The organism is Ruegeria sp. AM5, assembly GCF_056540645.1.
Window position 1 is genome coordinate 58958 of sequence record NZ_JBQFXC010000010.1, and the last position, 16888, is coordinate 75845.

Consider the following 16888-nt stretch of genomic DNA (forward strand, 5'->3'; position numbering starts at 1 on the left):
GAATTGTGAAGGAGATCACATGCGTTACCAAATCAGCGGAAAACAGATCGACATCGGTGCGGCCCTGCAGACCCATGTGCAGACCGAACTGGGCGAGGTCGTGGGCAAATATGCCCAGCGGCCTACAGACGCCAATGTCGTCTTTTCCCGTTCGGCGCATGAATATGTATGCGAAACCACCGTGCATCTGTCGACCGGCCTGACCGCACAGGCCAAGGCGCACGCGACCGAGATCTACGCGGCATTCGAAGGCTGCTGCGACAAGATGGAGACACAACTGCGACGCTATAAGCGCCGCCTGAAAGACCACCATAAGGATCGGTCCGAGCCGGTTGAACTCTTTGGCGCGTCCTCTTATATCCTCGCCTCTGACGAATCGGAGACGGCAGACGAACCCGAATCGCTGCAGCCTATGATCGTGGCTGAGATGGAAACCAAGATCCCATCGCTCAGTGTTGGTGAAGCCGTCATGCAGATGGAACTCGCTGGTGCTCCGGTACTGGTGTTCCGAAATGAGAACAAGGACGGATTGAATGTCGTTTATCGCCGCGAGGACGGCAATATCGGTTGGATCGATCCGTAACAGGCAAGACAAATCGGCCTGCCCCCGAATAGCCGGGGGCATGGCTTAGGAGCAAAATGATGGAGCTTTCGAGCATTCTAAAGCCAGAAGCGGTGCGTGTACTGTCCGCTGCTTCCAGCAAGAAGCGTTTGTTTCAGGAAATTGGCGATGTGGGCGCCGCGACGCTTGGGCTGGATGCTCAGACGATCGTAGACAGCCTGCTTGAGAGGGAGAGCCTTGGACCAACTGGTGTTGGACATGGTGTTGCACTTCCGCACGCACGGCTTTCTGAACTGGAATCGGTTTCGGGCGTGTTTGTCATGCTGGAAAAGCCCATCGACTTCGGTTCGGTCGACCGTCAGCCGGTCGATTTGGCGTTTTCCCTGTTTGCGCCAGAAGAGGCGGGGGTTGAACACCTTAAGGCACTGGCGTTGGTCTCGCGCACGCTGCGCGAGCAATCGGTCTGCGCCAAGCTGCGGGCCAACCCTGACCCGGTAAAGCTGTATGCCATTCTGACTGAAGCGCAATCGATGCAAGCTGCCTGATTGGCCCACTTATCAACAAATAAAGCCCCCGATTTGTCGGGGGCTTTATTTGTTTCATTAGCTGGCGTGATCAGCCGCCGGATCCCATTTCCAGCGTCCACCAGATCTTGCCACCGCCTTCTTGGTGCCAGGCGAATCCCATCTGGGTGGCGCGCGGGTCCATGATCACAGCACGAGGACCGGGTTCCTGCATCCATGCGGCCAGCGTTTCGGTCTCGGTCTCAAAGGTTTCCGAGATCGCTTCACCCAGGAATGTACCGAAGTAACCGGCGCGCGCCGCGCGATCCAACGGAGACGAACCGTCCGAACCAAAATGCCAGGGCCGATTCTGTCGCGCCATGTCTTTCGCATGAGTGGCGGCAGCTGCATTCAGTTGCGAGTTCAATTGGACCTGTTGCAAGCCAGATGCCTGCCGCAAGGCATTCACCGAATCCAGCATTCTAAACTGCAGCTTTTCAGGGTTGCCACGAATTTTGTACACGGATGGCAGCGGCCTGCCATCGGCGCCAATAGCGGATGTGCCCGAATCGGTACATGCCGCAAGTGCGACAAAACAAATCGCTAGTAGAGAAAGAATACGTGTCATGATCGGCCTAAATATTGTGTCGAGAAGGGAAATAGCCTGCTTGACCGCCCGGAGCAAACCTACAATGCCCCAACCTTGCGTGATTCTGCCGGTTTGATTTGCGACTGAAGCATTCTGGCCATAAAATGCCTTAGATTTTGCATTTGCTGTTAGCAGAGGACCGATCTCCATGGTCAAGAAACATATTCTTACATCGACGCGCCGGGGATTCCTGGCCGGTGCAACCGCCAGCTTGGCCTCGCCTGCGTTGGCTCAGTATATTCCGGGCGACCCGCTACGCCCCGCCCCGGAACCGGAAGCGCCGGTACGCCGCAATGTGTCGGGATTCCGTGCGCTGGACTGGCAGCCTTATTTTTCGAACACAAGAAACGGTGCCATTCTGGTGGATACTGTATCCAGAGCGCTGCATTATTGGTCAGATGATCAATCCGTATACAAACTGTACCCCTCTTCGGTGCCTCTGACCGAGGAATTGACCCGTCGCGGACGCACCAGTGTCATTCGCAAGGTGGAAGGCCCAAGCTGGTCACCGACGCCATCGATGAAGAAGCGCAACCCTGAATGGCCGGATTATATTCCGCCGGGTCCCGATAACCCGCTGGGAACACACGCTTTATATCTGAGCTGGAAGTATTATCGCATCCATGGCACCCACGATACGCGTAAAATTGGACGCCGGTCGTCGAACGGGTGCATTGGCTTGTTCAACGATGACATCGCCGAACTGTTTTCTATGGCCAAGGTCGGCACGCAAGTGTTGCTAATTTGACGACATTTTCGCGCACGAACCCGCTTGCGGGACAAGTTGCAATTGCAATCCGCCTGCATTGCTGATTAGAAAAACTCACGAGGTAAGTCTTAGATGCGTGGTTTCGCTATTGGGAATCGCGCAAATTCTGGAGGTTAATATGAAGAAACTCGTTCTCGCTGCTGCTCTGACTGCTGCTGCTTCGACTGCATATGCTGGCAACCTGGAAGAGCCGGTTGTTGAAGCACCTGTTGTTGTCGAAGAGACCCAAGGTTCGTCGCAGGGCATCATCCTGCCGCTGATCCTGCTGGTTGTTGTTGCCGCAGCTGTTGCAGCAAGCTAAGTCGACGAGACTTTATGCACTTAAAAGGCGGTGGTGCAAACCACCGCCTTTTTTCGTGTCTGGTGAAAGCGCGTGATTAGTCTAACCAACCACGCAGATTGTCTTCGATCACTTTACTCAGCGCGGCGATATGCGAATCATCGTCGTTAAGGCAAGGGATATAGGTGAACGATTCACCACCCGCCTCTTTGAAGCTCTCTTTGATCTCCTCGTTGATCTCTTCCAGCGTCTCAATGCAATCGGCAGAGAAGGCAGGTGCGATGACGGCGATGTTCTTCTTACCCTGACGCGCCAGATCAGCCACGTGATCAACGGTGTAGGGCTTCAGCCATTCTTCCGGTCCAAAGCGCGATTGAAAGGTCGAGATCAGCTGATCATCCGTCCATCCCAGACGCTCTTTCAGTAGCCTTGATGTTTTCACGCATTGGCAGTGGTAGGGGTCCCCTTGCTGCAAATAACGCTGGGGCATCCCGTGATACGAGCAGACCAAGACATCCGGTTTTGTCTCCATATCTGCATAGGCGCGCTCGACCGAGCTCGCCAACGCATCGATATAGGCAGGTTCGTCGAAATAGGCCGGAACAGTTCGGCTGGCAGGCTGCCATGACTCTTTCATCAACGCGCGGAAGAACTGATCATTTGCTGTAGCAGTCGTGGCACCGGCGTATTGCGGGTAGAGCGGGAAGAACAGGATGCGATCACAGCCTTCTTCTACCATCTCCCGGACCTTCGACGGAGTTGAAGGATTGCCGTAGCGCATGCAAAAATCCAGCATCACCCGATCGCCATACCGCTGCTGCATCGCTGCGCGCAGCTTGGCAGTCTGATCTTTGGTGATCGTCATCAACGGGCTTTCGCCCTTATCGTGATTCCAGATTGACTTGTACGCCTCACCCGAACTGAAAGGCCGCTTGGTCAGAATGATGCTTTGCAGAATCGGCTGCCACTTCCACGCCGGGTAGTCGATCACGCGCTTGTCCGACAGGAACTCGTTCAGATACCGCCGCATAGGCCAATAACTGTGGTCATCTGGAGTTCCCAGATTAGCCAGCAGGATGCCGACGCGGCCCATCTTGACCTTGGGATGGTCTGCAGGGGCATGGGTTGGACGAGTGGCATCAAACATTGAAAGCTTCCTGATTTGTGGTGTCTGGCCTGAGATATAGGGAAAAGGCCGGTCGTCAATCGGGCAGTTTGCCCTCATCCGTACCTAGCGCATCAGCCAGCCGCATCTTGGCGGATCCCGGACGCAAAGGTTTGGGTTGGCTGTCATCGGGGGTCCAGCCCGTCAGACAGATCAATTCAAATGTTGCCGTCAGGCGGCCCTGTGGCGATTTGTAATGTCCGGCATAGATGTCTTGCGCTTTGTCAAAAACAGCACGTCGGGTCGCGTGTTTCAGGCGATCGGCCAATGCGTTGGTTTCTCCCATTGCACGCAGATCACGCATCAGATGCAGCAGATCGCGGTATTCCGCAGACAGTGTCGCCTTGTCGGCGACGGGTAAAGCCAGCCCGGCCCGCTGCAGCAGCCCCCCCAGATCACGAAGCTCGGCCATAGGAGCAATACGGGGGCTGAGACCGCCAGTCACCTCGATCTCGGCTTGACCCAAAGCCGCGCGTAATTCCTTAAGGGTGTCGCCCCCTAAACATACCGCTAACAGCAATCCGTCGGATTTTAGGGCGCGATGGCATTGGATCAGTTGCCCGACCGGGTCGTTTGCCCAATGCAGTGCCATCGCATGTATCAAGAGATCATGCGCTCCTGGAGTTAGGTCGAGAACATCTTCATCCCTGATCACCCGGGCCTCGGGCCACAACCCCTCCCAGATATGAGGGAAGGGGGTCACGACGGCGGGGGCCTTAAAGGTTTTGTTAACCATGGACAGACGATCCTGCACTTCGTCGACAGCGGCACGGTGCAGGAAAAGCGCGTCGTCCCGCGCGCGGCTGCGGTGAAGCGCAAGGACGGCGCGGTCAAACAGAGAGGGTGTAGTGTCGGACGGAAGCTTCATAAGCCGCAAGTATCGCATTCGTCAGGGGATTCAAACCGCTGTCGAGATGATCTACCCACCGCGTTGCCTGTCCTGCGGAGCACTGACCGAATCCGATTTCGGCCTCTGCGGCGCATGCTGGCGCGACACGCCGTTCATCGGTGGCACAGTCTGCGAAAGCTGCGGCATGCCACTTCCCGGCGCGCAGGACGGACACCGGATTGAATGTGATGACTGCCTCAGGGCACCACGCGCGTGGCAGCATGGTCGGGCAGCGTTGCTGTATCAGGGGGGCGCGAAGGCACTTATACTTGCCTTTAAGCACGGGGATCGGCCTGAGCTGGCCCGCCCTGCCGCCCGCTGGATGGCCCAAGCCGGGCAAGAGCTGTTGCACCCGAACATGCTGATCGCGCCGGTTCCGCTGCACTGGTCCCGGCTGATCAAGCGTCGCTACAATCAATCGGCGCTGCTGGCGGGGCATCTGGGTCGGGCAACGGAGTTGAGTGTCTGCCCCGATCTTCTGGTACGCACGGTACGCACCCCTGTTCTGGATGGAAAAACTGCTGTTGAGCGATCCCTTGCGCTGTCCAACGCCATATCCCTGCACCGAAAACGTGCTCCCATGATCAGAGGCCGGGATATTCTTCTGGTCGATGATGTTATGACCTCGGGTGCGACGTTGGACGCCTGCGCGCGTGTCTGTCGCGCGTCAGGGGCAAATCATATTTTCGTGTTGGTACTGGCGCGCGTTGCCAAGGATGCCTAATTCGCCCAAGAATGTGCGAAACCCAAAGGGACGGAATATGAAGCCGGTAGAAATCTACACCTCGCCGCTGTGCGGCTTTTGTCATGCGGCCAAGCGGTTGTTGAAACAGAAAGGCGTCGAATTCAAGGAAATCGACGTGCTGATGCATCCGAAACGCAAACCAGAAATGATCCAGCGCGCGGCAGGAAAACGCACTGTGCCGCAGATTTTTGTGGGCACCACCCATGTTGGTGGGTGCGACGATCTTTACGAGCTTGAACGTCAGGGCAAGCTGGACCGCCTGCTGGCGGCTTGATGAAAACCGCTTTGCTGCAGATCACCGCGTCGGATGATCCGACCGAGAATCTGGACATGGTGCGAACCATGATGGCCGATGCGGCTGCGCAAGATGCGCAGTTCATTCTGACGCCTGAAGTCACGAATTGCGTCTCAACCAGCACCACTCGGCAGCGCGAGGTTTTGCAGCATGAAGAAGACGATATCACTCTGGCGGGCCTTGGCGAACAGGCCGCCAATTTGGGTGTGTGGCTGCTCATCGGGTCACTAGCGATCAAAACGCATGATGCCGATGGCCGCTTTGCCAACCGTAGCTTCATGATCGACCCGCAGGGGCAGATCGTGGCGCGGTATGACAAGATTCACATGTTCGACGTGCAGGTCACGGAATCCGAGACCTTCCGCGAATCGAAGAACTACCGCCCCGGTCAGAAAGCGGTGATTGCCGACACCGATTTCGGTAAAGTAGGACTGACCATCTGCTATGATATTCGATTTCCCTACCTGTATGCCGCTTTGGCGCAGGCAGGCGCGCGGATTCTCACTGTCCCGGCGGCGTTTTCGCCGGTCACTGGTGCGGCTCATTGGGAAGCGCTGCTACGCGCGCGGGCCATTGAGACCGGCTGCTGGGTGCTGGCTCCGGCACAAACGGGTGAGCACCCTAAAACTCGTGGCAAGACGCGATATACACACGGCCACAGTATGGTTGTCGCCCCGTGGGGAAAGGTGCTGATCGACGCAGGCACCGATCCGGGCATTCACTTTTTTGATTTGGATGATAGGTCTGTTACAGAGGCGCGACGACGCGTGCCTTCACTAACACATGTCCGCCCCTTTGACGGACCCTGATCCAGAACCGGACCATGACTGACGAAAAAAATGCCCTTGCGGTCACGCTTTTCAGCGAGATCCTGACCGCCGATCAGCTATTGCGCAACCGGCTGAGCCGGGTGCTGCCCAAGGGCATGGAAATCTCGCATTTCTCGGTGCTGAACCATCTGGTGTTTGTCGGCGACGAGCGCACCCCGGCGCAACTTGCCAACACGTTCCATGTGACGCGCGGGGCGATGACCAACACTTTGGCCAAGCTGGAATGGGCCGGTTATATCCACATCCGCCCCGACTGGGACGACGCCCGCCGCAAGATGGTCGCCATCAGCCCCGCAGGCCGGCGCGCACGCGATCAGGCGATTTCCTCGATTGCCCCGCTGATCAACCGCGTGGTCGGAGAGCTGGGGCTGGAGCGGGTGCGCAGCACGCTGCCCGTGCTACGGGATTTGCGGTTGCAGTTGGAGGGGGAGTAGGGGCTTTACGCCAACTGCGCCAAAGGATCGTAAAAGATGACGGATGAAATTTGGGTTTCAGACATTACCGTCGGGATGGACCTGCAGAGGCCATTCCGGGCGCTTGTCCCCGATGATTTTCCTGAAGAACCAAGTGAACGCTTCAAGGCCTTCAGGTGGCAACCCGGATCAGGTTATCATGCGAATCTGTATCGTTGGCAGCGCCACGGGGAGCCGCTGGAGCAGCAGGATATCTTGCCGGATTTCTTTCAAGAGGTTGCTCCTGAAGATCATGATTTTGAGCCTCACTAGGGGAAGTATTCTCCTGTAATCAATTTGTTTGGAATTCTGGCGATCCGATCAGATGTGGCTGATATCCTCAAAAATCTCGAATTAGGGCAAGGGGGGCTTTATCCCGTCAACCTGTTCGAAAGAGACAAGATCACACCGATTGAGCAGGACTACTCGATCCTGTGGATCGCAAACAAATCCGGCACGCTGAACATTGCTGAGTCAAAAAGTCTTCGACGAGCCCGACCCGACCGGGATGACCTTTTTCGACTTCCTGAATGGAAGGATGCCAAGCCCGGGGACGTTGTCTGCAATGCAGATGCGGCGTCCGGGATCGACATTTGGCGCGACCCGGGCGTACCACATCGCGTTTTTCTAAATGGGCGTCTCAAACACTCGTTGGACGAAGCTGGTTTTGCCTCAGCGTTTTACCTTCACCGTTTAGCCATAAAATAATCAAGCGTAGGATGGGTTTTAACCCATCGCTTAAGATCGAAAACGCTTGCAAGATGGGTTGAAAACCCATCCTACCTAGGCTTCACACTCGCCGTCACGTAATTCACGCTCAAATCCCGGTCCGAGATCGACCAGCTCCACAGGATCGGGTTGAAGACGAACCCCTTGCGGTCCACCGGTTCCAGCCCGGCCTGGCGCAGCAGGTCGAACAGCTCATCCGGGGTGATGAACTTGTTCCACTCGTGCGTGCCGCGCGGCAGCCAACGCATGACGACCTCGGCCCCGATGATGGCCATCGCGTAGGATTTTGGGTTGCGATTGATGGTTGAGCAGACCAGTAACCCGCCCGGTTTCAGCAATTGCTGCGATGCGGTCAGGAAACCCAACGGATCAGCGACGTGTTCGACCACTTCCATATTCAGCACCACATCGAACTGTTCGCCTGCGGCGGCCATGTCTTCGGCGGTAGTGTGGCGGTAGTCGATCTGCAGCCCCGATTGCTCGGCATGGATGCGAGCGACCGGCAGGTTGCCTTCGGCGGCGTCGGCGCCCACGACCGTGGCGCCCAAACGCGCCATCGGTTCGCTCAATAACCCGCCGCCGCAGCCGATATCCAGCAGGCGCAAGCCTTCGAAGGGACGCGGAGCTTTCAGATCACGGTCGAACTCGCCTGCGATCTGCTGTGTGATATAATCCAGGCGACACGGATTCAGCATGTGCAGAGGTTTGAATTTCCCATGCGGGTCCCACCATTCCGCAGCCATCGCCTCGAATTTTGCGATCTCGGACGGGTCAACCGTGTTCGGATGCGCTTGCATTCCTGTCTCCGTGTGCTCTTTTACGCTTAAGGACTATATAGGGCCGTAATGGATAAGTACCCGGACCAAAAGCGCGCAGTTCAATATCTTTACCCGCCGATCGATCCGTTCGATCAGCGCGTGGTCGATATGGGCGATGGGCACCGTATTTATGTGGAACAATGCGGTAATCCCAATGGGATACCAGTGGTGATCCTGCATGGCGGGCCGGGCGGCGGCTGCAGCCCTGCGATGCGACGGTATTTCAATCCGGATGCCTATCGGGTGATTCTCTTTGATCAGCGCGGATGTGGCCGGTCGCGGCCAACCGCGTCGGTCGAAAACAACACGACATGGCATCTGGTGGCGGATATCGAGCGTCTGCGCAAATTGTTCGACATCGAAGATTGGATCGTCTTTGGCGGCAGCTGGGGCGCGACACTGGCATTGATCTATGCCCAAACACATCCAGATCGGGTAAATCGGCTGGTATTGCGCGGCGTGTTTCTGGCCACACAGGCCGAGCTGGACTGGTTTTATGGCGGTGGTGCGGGCAAATTCTGGCCTGAACAATGGGCCAAGTTCACCTCTCTCTTGCCCGAACATGAAGTAAATGACGCAATTGCGGCCTACAACAAGCGCCTGTTTTCGGGCGACCGCGCGACCGAGATCCTGTATGCTCGCGCCTGGTCACATTGGGAAAACGCTTTGGCCTCGATCCACACCAACGGGTCGGTCGGGGAAAGCCCCGGCGAATACGCGCGAACTTTTGCGCGGCTTGAGAATCACTATTTCACGAACAAGGCGTTTCTTGAGTATGACGGGCAAATTCTGGATCAGATGGACCGGATTGCCCATATTCCCGGTCATATCGTTCAGGGACGCTATGACATGATCTGCCCACCGCAGGCTGCATGGAACCTGTCCGAGCGCTGGCCCAATGTCGAACTGAAGATGGTGCGGCAGGCCGGTCACGCCCTGTCAGAACCGGGCATCAGCGCGGAACTGGTTCGGATCATGGATCGCGTGTCGGAGGAAACGGTATGACTCGCATCGACCGTCGCGCATTATTTGCCTCGGGCGCCGCCGCCGCTTTGCTGGCGGCGACAGGAGCGTCTCTGGCCGATACGCCGAAACAGGGTGGCACCTTGCGGCTGGCGGTGCCACGCGACAACAGTCTGGAACAGGTGGCTCGGGGCGCAGTCTTTGACAGCCTGACCGAGATCGCGCCCGATGGTACCCTGCGCGGAGAGCTGGCTACAAATTGGCAGACAGATGCTGATGCGCGGGTCTGGAACTTTGATCTGCGCGATGATGCTGTGTTCCACGATGGCACCAAGCTGGACGTGAACGATGTTCTAGCTGTTCTGGAAGATATTGGTCAGGCCGAGGCCATTGCACCTGATCGTGTGCAGTTGCAATTGGCTGAGGGCAACCCGGGACTACCATTCTTGCTGGCTGGGTCACGGTTTGTCATTGCGCGAGGGGGCGTGACGCCACTGGCTCTGGCCAACGGCACAGGATGCTACCGGGTTGAGCGGGCCGAGGATGAACGTCATTTCCGCGCACGCAGGGTGTCCAATCACTACAAAAGCGGAACGGCAGGATGGGTCGATACGCTTGAGATTATCGTGATCCCGGACGCCGGGGTGCGGGCCGAAGCATTGCGCGATGGATATGTAGATATCGCAGCGCTCCCGGCTGGTGAGGAGCTAACCGCGCAACGCGGGCTGCGATTTCATCCGTCTGAGGCCGAGATGGCGTTGGCAATGGCCTCTCATGTCGGTATGCCGCGCCAGATCAGCCGGGCTGCGCTGGATGATGGGCGCATCGCCGAACGGTGGTGGCTGGCGTAAATTTGATCACGATTTGCGCCGGGGGTTGCAGACTCAGGAACTCCTGCGTATATGCAGTTGCAACAGCGGCGCGTCGGACTTCTGGTCCGGGGCTCCACCGGAAAATTCGACGGGCCGCGCGCCCGTTTTTTTGTGCCCGATAACAGGGTAGAGAACCTGAATGACAAACGACCTGATAGCCAAAGCTGCCATCGACCGGCGACTGGCCGAGATCATCACCCCTGTGATCGAGGATCTGGGGTATGAGCTTGTCCGCATTCGGCTGATGAGCGGCAAGACCACCACGATGCAGATAATGGCAGACAAGCCCGATGGCGGAATCGAAGTGGATGACTGCGCCGAGATTTCCAATGCGGTCAGCGCCACGCTGGATGTCGAAGACCCCATTTTGGACGCCTACACGCTTGAAGTTTCCAGCCCTGGAATTGACCGTCCTCTGACCCGTCTCAAAGATTTTGAGACGTTCGAAGGGTATGAGGCCAAGATCGAAACCGCAGAACTGATCGACGGTCGCCGCCGCTTCAAGGGCGAATTGGCCGGGATCGAAGGGGATGAGGTTCTGATCAACATCCCCGAGGGAGACGAGACCATTACCATCGGTCTGCAATTTGACTGGCTGAGCGACGCCAAGCTGGTTCTGACCGATGACCTGATCAAGGAAATGCTGCGCCAGCGCAAAGACGCTGGTGCCCTGAACGAAAACGCTTTCGACGAGATTGAGACCGAAGGGTCCGAAGAGGAGACGAACTGATGGCAATCACCTCAGCCAACCAGCTGGAGCTGCTGCAGACCGCCGAGGCCGTGGCCCGCGAAAAGATGATCGACCCCGGTCTGGTTGTCGAAGCGATGGAAGAATCGCTCGCCCGTGCCGCCAAGAGCCGTTACGGCGCCGAGATGGACATCCGCGTCAGCATCGACCGCAAGACCGGCAAGGCGACCTTTACCCGTGTCCGCACCGTGGTCGAGGATGAAGAGCTTGAGAACTATCAGGCCGAGATGACCGTCGAGCAGGCCAAGCAGTACATGGAGACGCCAGAGGTTGGTGACGTCTTCGTTGAAGAAGTCCCGCCCGTGGAAATGGGCCGTATCGCTGCTCAGTCCGCCAAGCAGGTCATCTTGCAAAAGGTTCGCGAAGCCGAGCGTGATCGTCAGTACGAAGAATTCAAGGATCGTGCAGGCACCATCATCAACGGTGCGGTCAAGCGTGAAGAGTTCGGCAATGTGATCGTCGATCTGGGCGGTGCCGAGGCTGTTCTGCGCCGCAATGACAAGATCGGTCGCGAAAGCTATCGCCCGAACGACCGTGTGCGTGCCTACATCAAGGAAGTCCGCCGCGAGGTTCGTGGCCACCAGATATTCCTGTCGCGCACTGCGCCGGAATTCATGGCTGAGCTGTTCAAGATGGAAGTACCGGAAATCTATGACGGCATCATCGAGGTCAAGGCCGTTGCTCGTGATCCCGGCTCGCGCGCCAAGATTGCCGTGATTTCTTATGACGGCTCGATTGACCCAGTCGGTGCCTGCGTCGGTATGCGCGGTAGCCGCGTGCAGGCCGTTGTGAACGAGCTGCAGGGCGAAAAGATCGACATCATTCCGTGGAACGAAGATCAGCCGACTTTCCTTGTGAACGCTCTGCAGCCCGCCGAAGTTTCAAAGGTGGTTCTGGACGAAGAAGCCGGCAAGATCGAAGTTGTGGTTCCCGAGGAGCAACTGAGCCTCGCCATTGGCCGTCGTGGTCAGAACGTGCGTCTGGCCAGCCAGCTGACCAATCTGGACATCGACATCATGACCGAAGCCGAAGAATCGGCGCGCCGTCAGAAAGAATTCGAGGCCCGTACCCAGTTGTTCATGGAAACGCTGGATCTGGACGAATTCTTCGCTCAGCTGCTGGTTTCTGAAGGCTTCACCAACCTCGAAGAAGTGGCATATGTTGAAATCGACGAACTGCTGGTCATCGACGGTGTGGATGAAGGTACCGCGCAAGAACTTCAGACACGTGCACGCGAATTCCTGGAAGCTCAGGCCAAGGCGGCGCTGGATGCAGCCCGTGCGCTGGGTGCCGAGGACAGTCTTATTGAATTCGAGGGCCTGACACCCCAGATGGTAGAGGCGCTGGCCAAGGATGATGTGAAGACTCTGGAAGACTTCGCAACCTGCGCCGACTGGGAACTGGCCGGTGGCTGGACCACGGTCGATGGCGAACGCATCAAGGATGATGGTGTACTGGAGCCCTTCGGCGTGACGCTGGAAGAGGCGCAGGATCTGGTCATGACCGCGCGCATCATGCTGGGTTGGGTCGATCCGGCCGAGCTGGAGCAGGCCGAAGAAGACGGTGAAGCAACCGATGAGGAGGTCGAGGCCTGATCTCAGGCCTCGGGTGGCTGACATGGGTCGCGGTGGCGTCCATAAGGATCGGTCGGAAGGCCCTGAACGCAAGTGCATCGCCACGGGCGAGGTTCAGCCTAAATATGGCTTGATCCGCTTTGTAACGGGGCCCGACGGTCAGGTTTTTCCCGATGTTGCGGCAAAACTGCCGGGGCGTGGGGTTTACGTGGCGGCGGATCGCGCGGCGCTGGACAAGGCGGTGAACAAGAAACTGTTCTCGCGCGGGTTTAAGGCACAGGTGAGTGCCGCCAAGGACCTGACCGATGAGGTCGAGAAACAGGTGGCGCGTCGTGTGATCGAACTGATCAGTCTGGCGCGCAAATCCGGAGATGCGGTCGCCGGGTATGAAAAGGTCAAGTCGTGGCTGGACCGGGAAGAGGCCCAGGTGCTGATTCAGGCCTCAGACGGATCGGGGCGCGGCAAGTCGAAACTCAGCACGCCGCACTTCGGGAAATACATCGGCTGGCTGACCGCAGACGAGCTTGGGGCGGCATTTGGGCGCCAAACCGTGATTCATGCGGCCTTGGCCTCTGGCGGACTCGCCAAACGTGTTGTAGAGGAAGCGCAGCGCCTGCGTGGCTTGCGCGAAAAGGATGACGGCGGCAAGGGCCGCTCGGAAGGGTAAGAAGCTTTATGAGCGATAGTGACGGCAAAAAGACATTGGGTCTTCGTGGCGGGGCACGCCCCGGAAATGTGAAACAGAGTTTCAGCCACGGACGCACCAAGAATGTCGTGGTGGAGACCAAACGCAAACGCGTGGTCGTTCCCAAGCCGGGCGCGACCAAACCAAGTGGTGGTGCGACACCTTCGGGTGATCCTTCGCGTCGCCCAGCGGGTATTTCCGATGCGGAAATGGCGCGTCGTATGAAGGCGTTGCAAGCCGCCAAGGCACGTGAGGCTGAAGAGGCCGCTGCCCGTGAGGCGCAGGAAAAGGCGCGCGAAGAAGAACGCGCACGCCGCCGGGCCGAACAAGAGGCCAAGGAACGCGAGCAGCGTGAAGCTGAAGAGCGTGCCCGTGCCAAGGCCGAAGAGGAAGAACGCAAGCGTAAAGAGGCCGAGGAAGCAGCCCAGCGTGCTGCCGCAGCCCCGGCACCCGCCGAGCCCAAGGCAGCACGCAGCCCATCCAGCAAGCCTGCACCTGCTGCGGCACCGCGCAAGCAGGATCGCGAGCGTGAGCAGCGTGGCCGTGGCAAGGGCCGTGACGACAACCGCCGCTCGGGCAAGCTGACACTTGGTCAGGCCACTGGCGGCGAAGGCAATCGCCAACGCTCAATGGCCGCGATGAAGCGCAAGCAGGAGCGTGCGCGCCAGAAGGCCATGGGCGGCACGGTCGAGCGGGAAAAGGTGATCCGCGACGTTCAGCTGCCCGAGGCGATCATGGTCTCGGAACTGGCCAACCGTATGGCCGAGCGCGTCGCTGACGTTGTCAAATCGCTGATGCAGATGGGCATGATGGTCACGCAGAACCAGACCATCGACGCTGACACGGCTGAACTGATCATTGAAGAATTTGGCCACAAGGTCACGCGTGTGTCCGATTCGGACGTTGAAGACGTCATCAAAGAGGTCGAAGACAGCGATGACGATCTGCAGCCGCGTCCGCCGGTCATCACCATCATGGGTCACGTTGACCACGGCAAAACCTCGTTGCTGGATGCGATCCGCGACGCGCGTGTTGTTGCCGGCGAAGCTGGTGGCATCACCCAGCATATCGGCGCCTATCAGGTGAAAACCGATGGTGGCACCACGCTGACCTTCCTGGATACACCGGGACACGCGGCCTTTACCTCAATGCGCTCGCGCGGGGCTCAGGTCACGGATATCGTGGTTCTTGTTGTTGCCGCCGACGACGCGGTGATGCCGCAGACGATCGAGGCGATCAACCACGCCAAAGCGGCCGAAGTGCCAATGATCGTGGCGATCAACAAGATCGACAAGCCCGACGCGAACCCCGACAAAGTCCGCACTGACTTGTTGCAGCACGAAGTGATCGTCGAGAAGATGTCGGGTGAGGTTCAGGACGTTGAGGTCTCGGCCATGACTGGTCAGGGTCTGGACGAATTGCTGGAAGCCATTGCGCTGCAGGCCGAGATTCTGGAACTGAAAGCCAACCCAGATCGCGCCGCCCAAGGTGCCGTGATTGAGGCGCAGCTGGATGTGGGCCGTGGCCCCGTCGCTACCGTTCTGGTTCAGAACGGCACGCTGCGTCAGGGCGATATCTTTGTCGTGGGTGAGCAGTACGGTAAGGTGCGTGCGCTGATCAACGACAAGGGCGACCGCGTCAAAGAAGCTGGCCCCTCAGTTCCGGTTGAGGTTCTGGGGCTCAACGGCACGCCCGAAGCAGGTGACGTTCTGAACGTGACCGAGACCGAAGCGCAGGCCCGTGAGATCGCTGCTTATCGTGAGCAAGCCGCCAAGGACAAACGCGCCGCCGCCGGTGCCGCGACCACCCTTGAACAGCTGATGCAGAAGGCGAAGGAAGACGAAAACGTCACTGAGCTGCCTATTCTGATGAAAGCGGATGTGCAGGGCTCTGCCGAAGCCATCGTTCAGGCGATGGAGAAGATCGGCAACGACGAAGTGCGCGTACGCGTTCTGCACTCGGGTGTTGGTGCGATCACCGAGACGGATGTCGGCCTGGCCGAAGCCTCTGGTGCACCGATCTTTGGCTTCAACGTGCGTGCGAACGCATCGGCGCGGAACACTGCGAACCAGAAGGGCGTCGAGATCCGGTATTACTCGGTGATCTACGATCTGGTTGATGACGTGAAAGCAGCCGCATCGGGCCTGCTGAGCGCCGAGATTCGCGAAAAGTTCATCGGTTACGCCGAGATCAAAGAGGTCTTCAAGGTTACCGGTGTTGGCAAAGTTGCCGGCTGTCTGGTCACCGAAGGTGTTGCCCGCCGCTCGGCTGGCGTACGCCTGCTGCGCGACAACGTGGTGATCCACGAAGGTACGCTGAAGACCCTCAAGCGCTTCAAGGATGAAGTGGCCGAAGTTCAGTCGGGTCAGGAATGCGGTATGGCGTTCGAGAACTACGACGATATTCGCGCCGGCGACGTGATCGAGATTTTCGAACGCGAAGAGGTCACGCGTACGCTGGACTGATCCGGTTCAGAGAAGAAACTTGAAGCAGCGGCCCCACGAGGCCGCTGTTTTCTTTTGCCGGTTACTCGCCGCGCGACGACAGAAACGTGCCCGATGGCATGATGATGTCGAAGTGGTGTTTACCCTTCTGCAGATCAAAACTGACCGAATGCCCGGCCTTGCGCAGTAATTCCGCGTAGTCACGGCTTTGGCGGATGAACTCGGGCGTATCCCGCTCGGCGACGGTTACCCTGTAACGCGGTCCCGGTGCGGGCAGGTTGAGGCAGGGTGAGAGATCGTGAACCTCGACCTTGGTCAGTTGCAGCGGATCATTCACCGAGGTCAGGCTGATCGGAACAAGGTCATAGATCCCGCTAATCAGGATCACATTGCGCACCCGAAGGCCAGCCTGCGCAAATGCCTTTGAAGACGTCGCCATGACCATCGCGACCAGATGGGCGCCTGCACTATGGCCTGAAAGTGTGATGTTTGATGGATCAAAACCCAGTGTTTCGGCCTGTGACGCGAGCCACAACAAGGCGGTACGGCATTCTTCGACCATCTGCCCCAATCTGGCATCGGGGGCGAGCGTATAATTCAGCGTGGCAAAGGCTTGCCCGTTCTCATGCAATACCGGTGCCATAGGGGCCGACTCACGCTGGCTAAGCGCCTGCCAATAGCCACCATGAATAAAGACATGCAAAGGCGCGTTGGCGCCAGGTGCGGGGAAGAAATCCAGAACTTGCGTCGGGCTGTCGCCATAGGAACGGTTTTCCTGCATCCTAATTTCAGACCGTGCCTGTGCGCTGAGGGCAGAATAGCTGGCTAGATATGGCGTCAGATCACCGCCAATCATTGAGCTAGGGGAATACTCCTGCTCGAGCTCTTCTTGGGTGAATCCGCGATACAGCATGGC

At 58.1% G+C, this 16888-nt stretch carries 21 protein-coding genes; 16 read left to right on the forward strand and 5 right to left on the reverse strand.

Annotated features, from left to right (window positions below):
• Nucleotides 1–19 precede the first annotated feature (19 nt).
• Nucleotides 20–583 carry a ribosome hibernation-promoting factor, HPF/YfiA family gene (hpf, locus tag ACR0AH_RS17910; RefSeq protein WP_039541074.1) on the forward strand — a complete coding sequence of 188 codons (564 nt, stop codon included), beginning with the start codon at nt 20–22 and terminating at the stop codon, nt 581–583.
• Between the two features lie 59 nt (nt 584–642).
• Nucleotides 643–1107 carry a PTS sugar transporter subunit IIA gene (locus ACR0AH_RS17915; protein WP_170395318.1) on the forward strand — a complete coding sequence of 155 codons (465 nt, stop codon included), beginning with the start codon at nt 643–645 and terminating at the stop codon, nt 1105–1107.
• A gap of 70 nt (nt 1108–1177) precedes the next feature.
• Here the strand turns inward: ACR0AH_RS17915 and dalA are convergent, their stop codons facing one another.
• Nucleotides 1178–1693 carry a divisome-associated lipoprotein DalA gene (dalA, locus tag ACR0AH_RS17920; protein ID WP_255611997.1) on the reverse strand — a complete coding sequence of 172 codons (516 nt, stop codon included), beginning with the start codon at nt 1691–1693 and terminating at the stop codon, nt 1178–1180.
• A 169-nt stretch (nt 1694–1862) separates the two neighbouring features.
• Here dalA and ACR0AH_RS17925 point away from each other — a divergent pair, with 169 nt between their 5' ends.
• Together ACR0AH_RS17925 and ACR0AH_RS17930 are read left to right on the forward strand one after the other, a co-directional pair.
• Entirely contained in the window at nt 1863–2462 is a 600-nt protein-coding gene (locus tag ACR0AH_RS17925; protein WP_170395325.1) for a L,D-transpeptidase, read from the forward strand.
• 139 nt (nt 2463–2601) lie between these two features.
• A complete protein-coding gene (locus ACR0AH_RS17930) occupies nt 2602–2784 on the forward strand; it encodes a hypothetical protein (protein WP_010442520.1) in 183 nt (60 codons plus the stop codon).
• A 76-nt stretch (nt 2785–2860) separates the two neighbouring features.
• On the opposite strand, the gene hemH is transcribed toward ACR0AH_RS17930, so the two are convergent.
• Nucleotides 2861–3910: a ferrochelatase gene (gene hemH / locus ACR0AH_RS17935; RefSeq protein WP_480593052.1), complete on the reverse strand. Its 1050-nt coding sequence runs from the start codon at nt 3908–3910 to the stop codon at nt 2861–2863.
• Between the two features lie 55 nt (nt 3911–3965).
• On the reverse strand, nt 3966–4796 hold the full coding sequence (locus ACR0AH_RS17940; protein WP_480593055.1) for a methyltransferase domain-containing protein: 831 nt from the start codon (nt 4794–4796) through the stop codon (nt 3966–3968).
• On the opposite strand from ACR0AH_RS17940, the gene ACR0AH_RS17945 reads away from it, so the two are divergent.
• The 6 genes from ACR0AH_RS17945 to ACR0AH_RS17970 are packed head-to-tail and all read left to right on the forward strand — an operon-like array spanning nt 4777 to nt 7847.
• Nucleotides 4777–5541, forward strand: coding sequence for a double zinc ribbon domain-containing protein (locus ACR0AH_RS17945; protein WP_480593056.1), 765 nt, complete (start codon nt 4777–4779; stop codon nt 5539–5541). The two genes, ACR0AH_RS17940 and ACR0AH_RS17945, sit on opposite strands and share 20 nt — an antisense overlap.
• Before the next feature lie 37 nt (nt 5542–5578).
• Nucleotides 5579–5836, forward strand: a complete 258-nt coding sequence (gene grxC, locus ACR0AH_RS17950) for a glutaredoxin 3 (RefSeq protein WP_170395334.1) — start codon at nt 5579–5581, stop codon at nt 5834–5836.
• Nucleotides 5836–6666 (forward strand): carbon-nitrogen hydrolase family protein, encoded by an 831-nt coding sequence (locus tag ACR0AH_RS17955; RefSeq protein ID WP_480593059.1) that lies wholly within the window; start codon nt 5836–5838, stop codon nt 6664–6666. Before grxC ends, ACR0AH_RS17955 begins: the two co-directional genes overlap by 1 nt.
• 14 nt (nt 6667–6680) lie before the next feature.
• Entirely contained in the window at nt 6681–7121 is a 441-nt protein-coding gene (locus tag ACR0AH_RS17960) for a MarR family winged helix-turn-helix transcriptional regulator (protein WP_170395340.1), read from the forward strand.
• 36 nt (nt 7122–7157) lie between these two features.
• Entirely contained in the window at nt 7158–7412 is a 255-nt protein-coding gene (locus ACR0AH_RS17965) for a hypothetical protein (protein WP_480593060.1), read from the forward strand.
• A gap of 24 nt (nt 7413–7436) precedes the next feature.
• The gene (locus ACR0AH_RS17970; RefSeq protein ID WP_480593061.1) at nt 7437–7847 is read left to right on the forward strand and encodes a hypothetical protein; all 411 of its coding nucleotides are present in this window, start codon (nt 7437–7439) and stop codon (nt 7845–7847) included.
• A gap of 71 nt (nt 7848–7918) precedes the next feature.
• Here the strand turns inward: ACR0AH_RS17970 and ubiG are convergent, their stop codons facing one another.
• Nucleotides 7919–8665 carry a bifunctional 2-polyprenyl-6-hydroxyphenol methylase/3-demethylubiquinol 3-O-methyltransferase UbiG gene (gene ubiG / locus ACR0AH_RS17975; RefSeq protein ID WP_480593064.1) on the reverse strand — a complete coding sequence of 249 codons (747 nt, stop codon included), beginning with the start codon at nt 8663–8665 and terminating at the stop codon, nt 7919–7921.
• A 48-nt stretch (nt 8666–8713) separates the two neighbouring features.
• Here ubiG and pip point away from each other — a divergent pair, with 48 nt between their 5' ends.
• The 6 genes from pip to infB all read left to right on the forward strand — a co-directional run bounded on the left by pip (nt 8714) and on the right by infB (nt 15993).
• A complete protein-coding gene (pip, locus tag ACR0AH_RS17980) occupies nt 8714–9691 on the forward strand; it encodes a prolyl aminopeptidase (protein ID WP_170734143.1) in 978 nt (325 codons plus the stop codon).
• Complete coding sequence (locus ACR0AH_RS17985) at nt 9688–10500, forward strand: ABC transporter substrate-binding protein (protein WP_170734142.1); 813 nt, start codon at nt 9688–9690, stop codon at nt 10498–10500. Before pip ends, ACR0AH_RS17985 begins: the two co-directional genes overlap by 4 nt.
• Before the next feature lie 160 nt (nt 10501–10660).
• Complete coding sequence (gene rimP / locus ACR0AH_RS17990) at nt 10661–11251, forward strand: ribosome maturation factor RimP (protein ID WP_010442531.1); 591 nt, start codon at nt 10661–10663, stop codon at nt 11249–11251.
• Nucleotides 11251–12864, forward strand: coding sequence for a transcription termination factor NusA (gene nusA, locus ACR0AH_RS17995; protein WP_480593065.1), 1614 nt, complete (start codon nt 11251–11253; stop codon nt 12862–12864). Before rimP ends, nusA begins: the two co-directional genes overlap by 1 nt.
• 22 nt (nt 12865–12886) lie before the next feature.
• Complete coding sequence (locus tag ACR0AH_RS18000; protein ID WP_170395356.1) at nt 12887–13510, forward strand: RNA-binding protein; 624 nt, start codon at nt 12887–12889, stop codon at nt 13508–13510.
• 8 nt (nt 13511–13518) lie between these two features.
• Entirely contained in the window at nt 13519–15993 is a 2475-nt protein-coding gene (gene infB / locus ACR0AH_RS18005; RefSeq protein ID WP_170395359.1) for a translation initiation factor IF-2, read from the forward strand.
• 61 nt (nt 15994–16054) lie between these two features.
• On the opposite strand, the gene ACR0AH_RS18010 is transcribed toward infB, so the two are convergent.
• Nucleotides 16055–16885 (reverse strand): alpha/beta hydrolase, encoded by an 831-nt coding sequence (locus ACR0AH_RS18010; RefSeq protein WP_170734140.1) that lies wholly within the window; start codon nt 16883–16885, stop codon nt 16055–16057.
• Nucleotides 16886–16888 lie beyond the last annotated feature (3 nt).

Coding starts and splice junctions, on each gene's coding strand:
- hpf (WP_039541074.1), top strand. CDS start 20: ATGCGTTACCAAATCAGCGGAAAACAGATCGACATCGGTGCGGCCCTG.
- ACR0AH_RS17915 (WP_170395318.1), top strand. CDS start 643: ATGGAGCTTTCGAGCATTCTAAAGCCAGAAGCGGTGCGTGTACTGTCC.
- dalA (WP_255611997.1), bottom strand. CDS start 1,693: ATGACACGTATTCTTTCTCTACTAGCGATTTGTTTTGTCGCACTTGCG.
- ACR0AH_RS17925 (WP_170395325.1), top strand. CDS start 1,863: ATGGTCAAGAAACATATTCTTACATCGACGCGCCGGGGATTCCTGGCC.
- ACR0AH_RS17930 (WP_010442520.1), top strand. CDS start 2,602: ATGAAGAAACTCGTTCTCGCTGCTGCTCTGACTGCTGCTGCTTCGACT.
- hemH (WP_480593052.1), bottom strand. CDS start 3,910: ATGTTTGATGCCACTCGTCCAACCCATGCCCCTGCAGACCATCCCAAG.
- ACR0AH_RS17940 (WP_480593055.1), bottom strand. CDS start 4,796: ATGAAGCTTCCGTCCGACACTACACCCTCTCTGTTTGACCGCGCCGTC.
- grxC (WP_170395334.1), top strand. CDS start 5,579: ATGAAGCCGGTAGAAATCTACACCTCGCCGCTGTGCGGCTTTTGTCAT.
- ACR0AH_RS17955 (WP_480593059.1), top strand. CDS start 5,836: ATGAAAACCGCTTTGCTGCAGATCACCGCGTCGGATGATCCGACCGAG.
- ACR0AH_RS17960 (WP_170395340.1), top strand. CDS start 6,681: ATGACTGACGAAAAAAATGCCCTTGCGGTCACGCTTTTCAGCGAGATC.
- ACR0AH_RS17965 (WP_480593060.1), top strand. CDS start 7,158: ATGACGGATGAAATTTGGGTTTCAGACATTACCGTCGGGATGGACCTG.
- ubiG (WP_480593064.1), bottom strand. CDS start 8,665: ATGCAAGCGCATCCGAACACGGTTGACCCGTCCGAGATCGCAAAATTC.
- pip (WP_170734143.1), top strand. CDS start 8,714: ATGGATAAGTACCCGGACCAAAAGCGCGCAGTTCAATATCTTTACCCG.
- ACR0AH_RS17985 (WP_170734142.1), top strand. CDS start 9,688: ATGACTCGCATCGACCGTCGCGCATTATTTGCCTCGGGCGCCGCCGCC.
- rimP (WP_010442531.1), top strand. CDS start 10,661: ATGACAAACGACCTGATAGCCAAAGCTGCCATCGACCGGCGACTGGCC.
- nusA (WP_480593065.1), top strand. CDS start 11,251: ATGGCAATCACCTCAGCCAACCAGCTGGAGCTGCTGCAGACCGCCGAG.
- ACR0AH_RS18000 (WP_170395356.1), top strand. CDS start 12,887: ATGGGTCGCGGTGGCGTCCATAAGGATCGGTCGGAAGGCCCTGAACGC.
- infB (WP_170395359.1), top strand. CDS start 13,519: ATGAGCGATAGTGACGGCAAAAAGACATTGGGTCTTCGTGGCGGGGCA.
- ACR0AH_RS18010 (WP_170734140.1), bottom strand. CDS start 16,885: ATGCTGTATCGCGGATTCACCCAAGAAGAGCTCGAGCAGGAGTATTCC.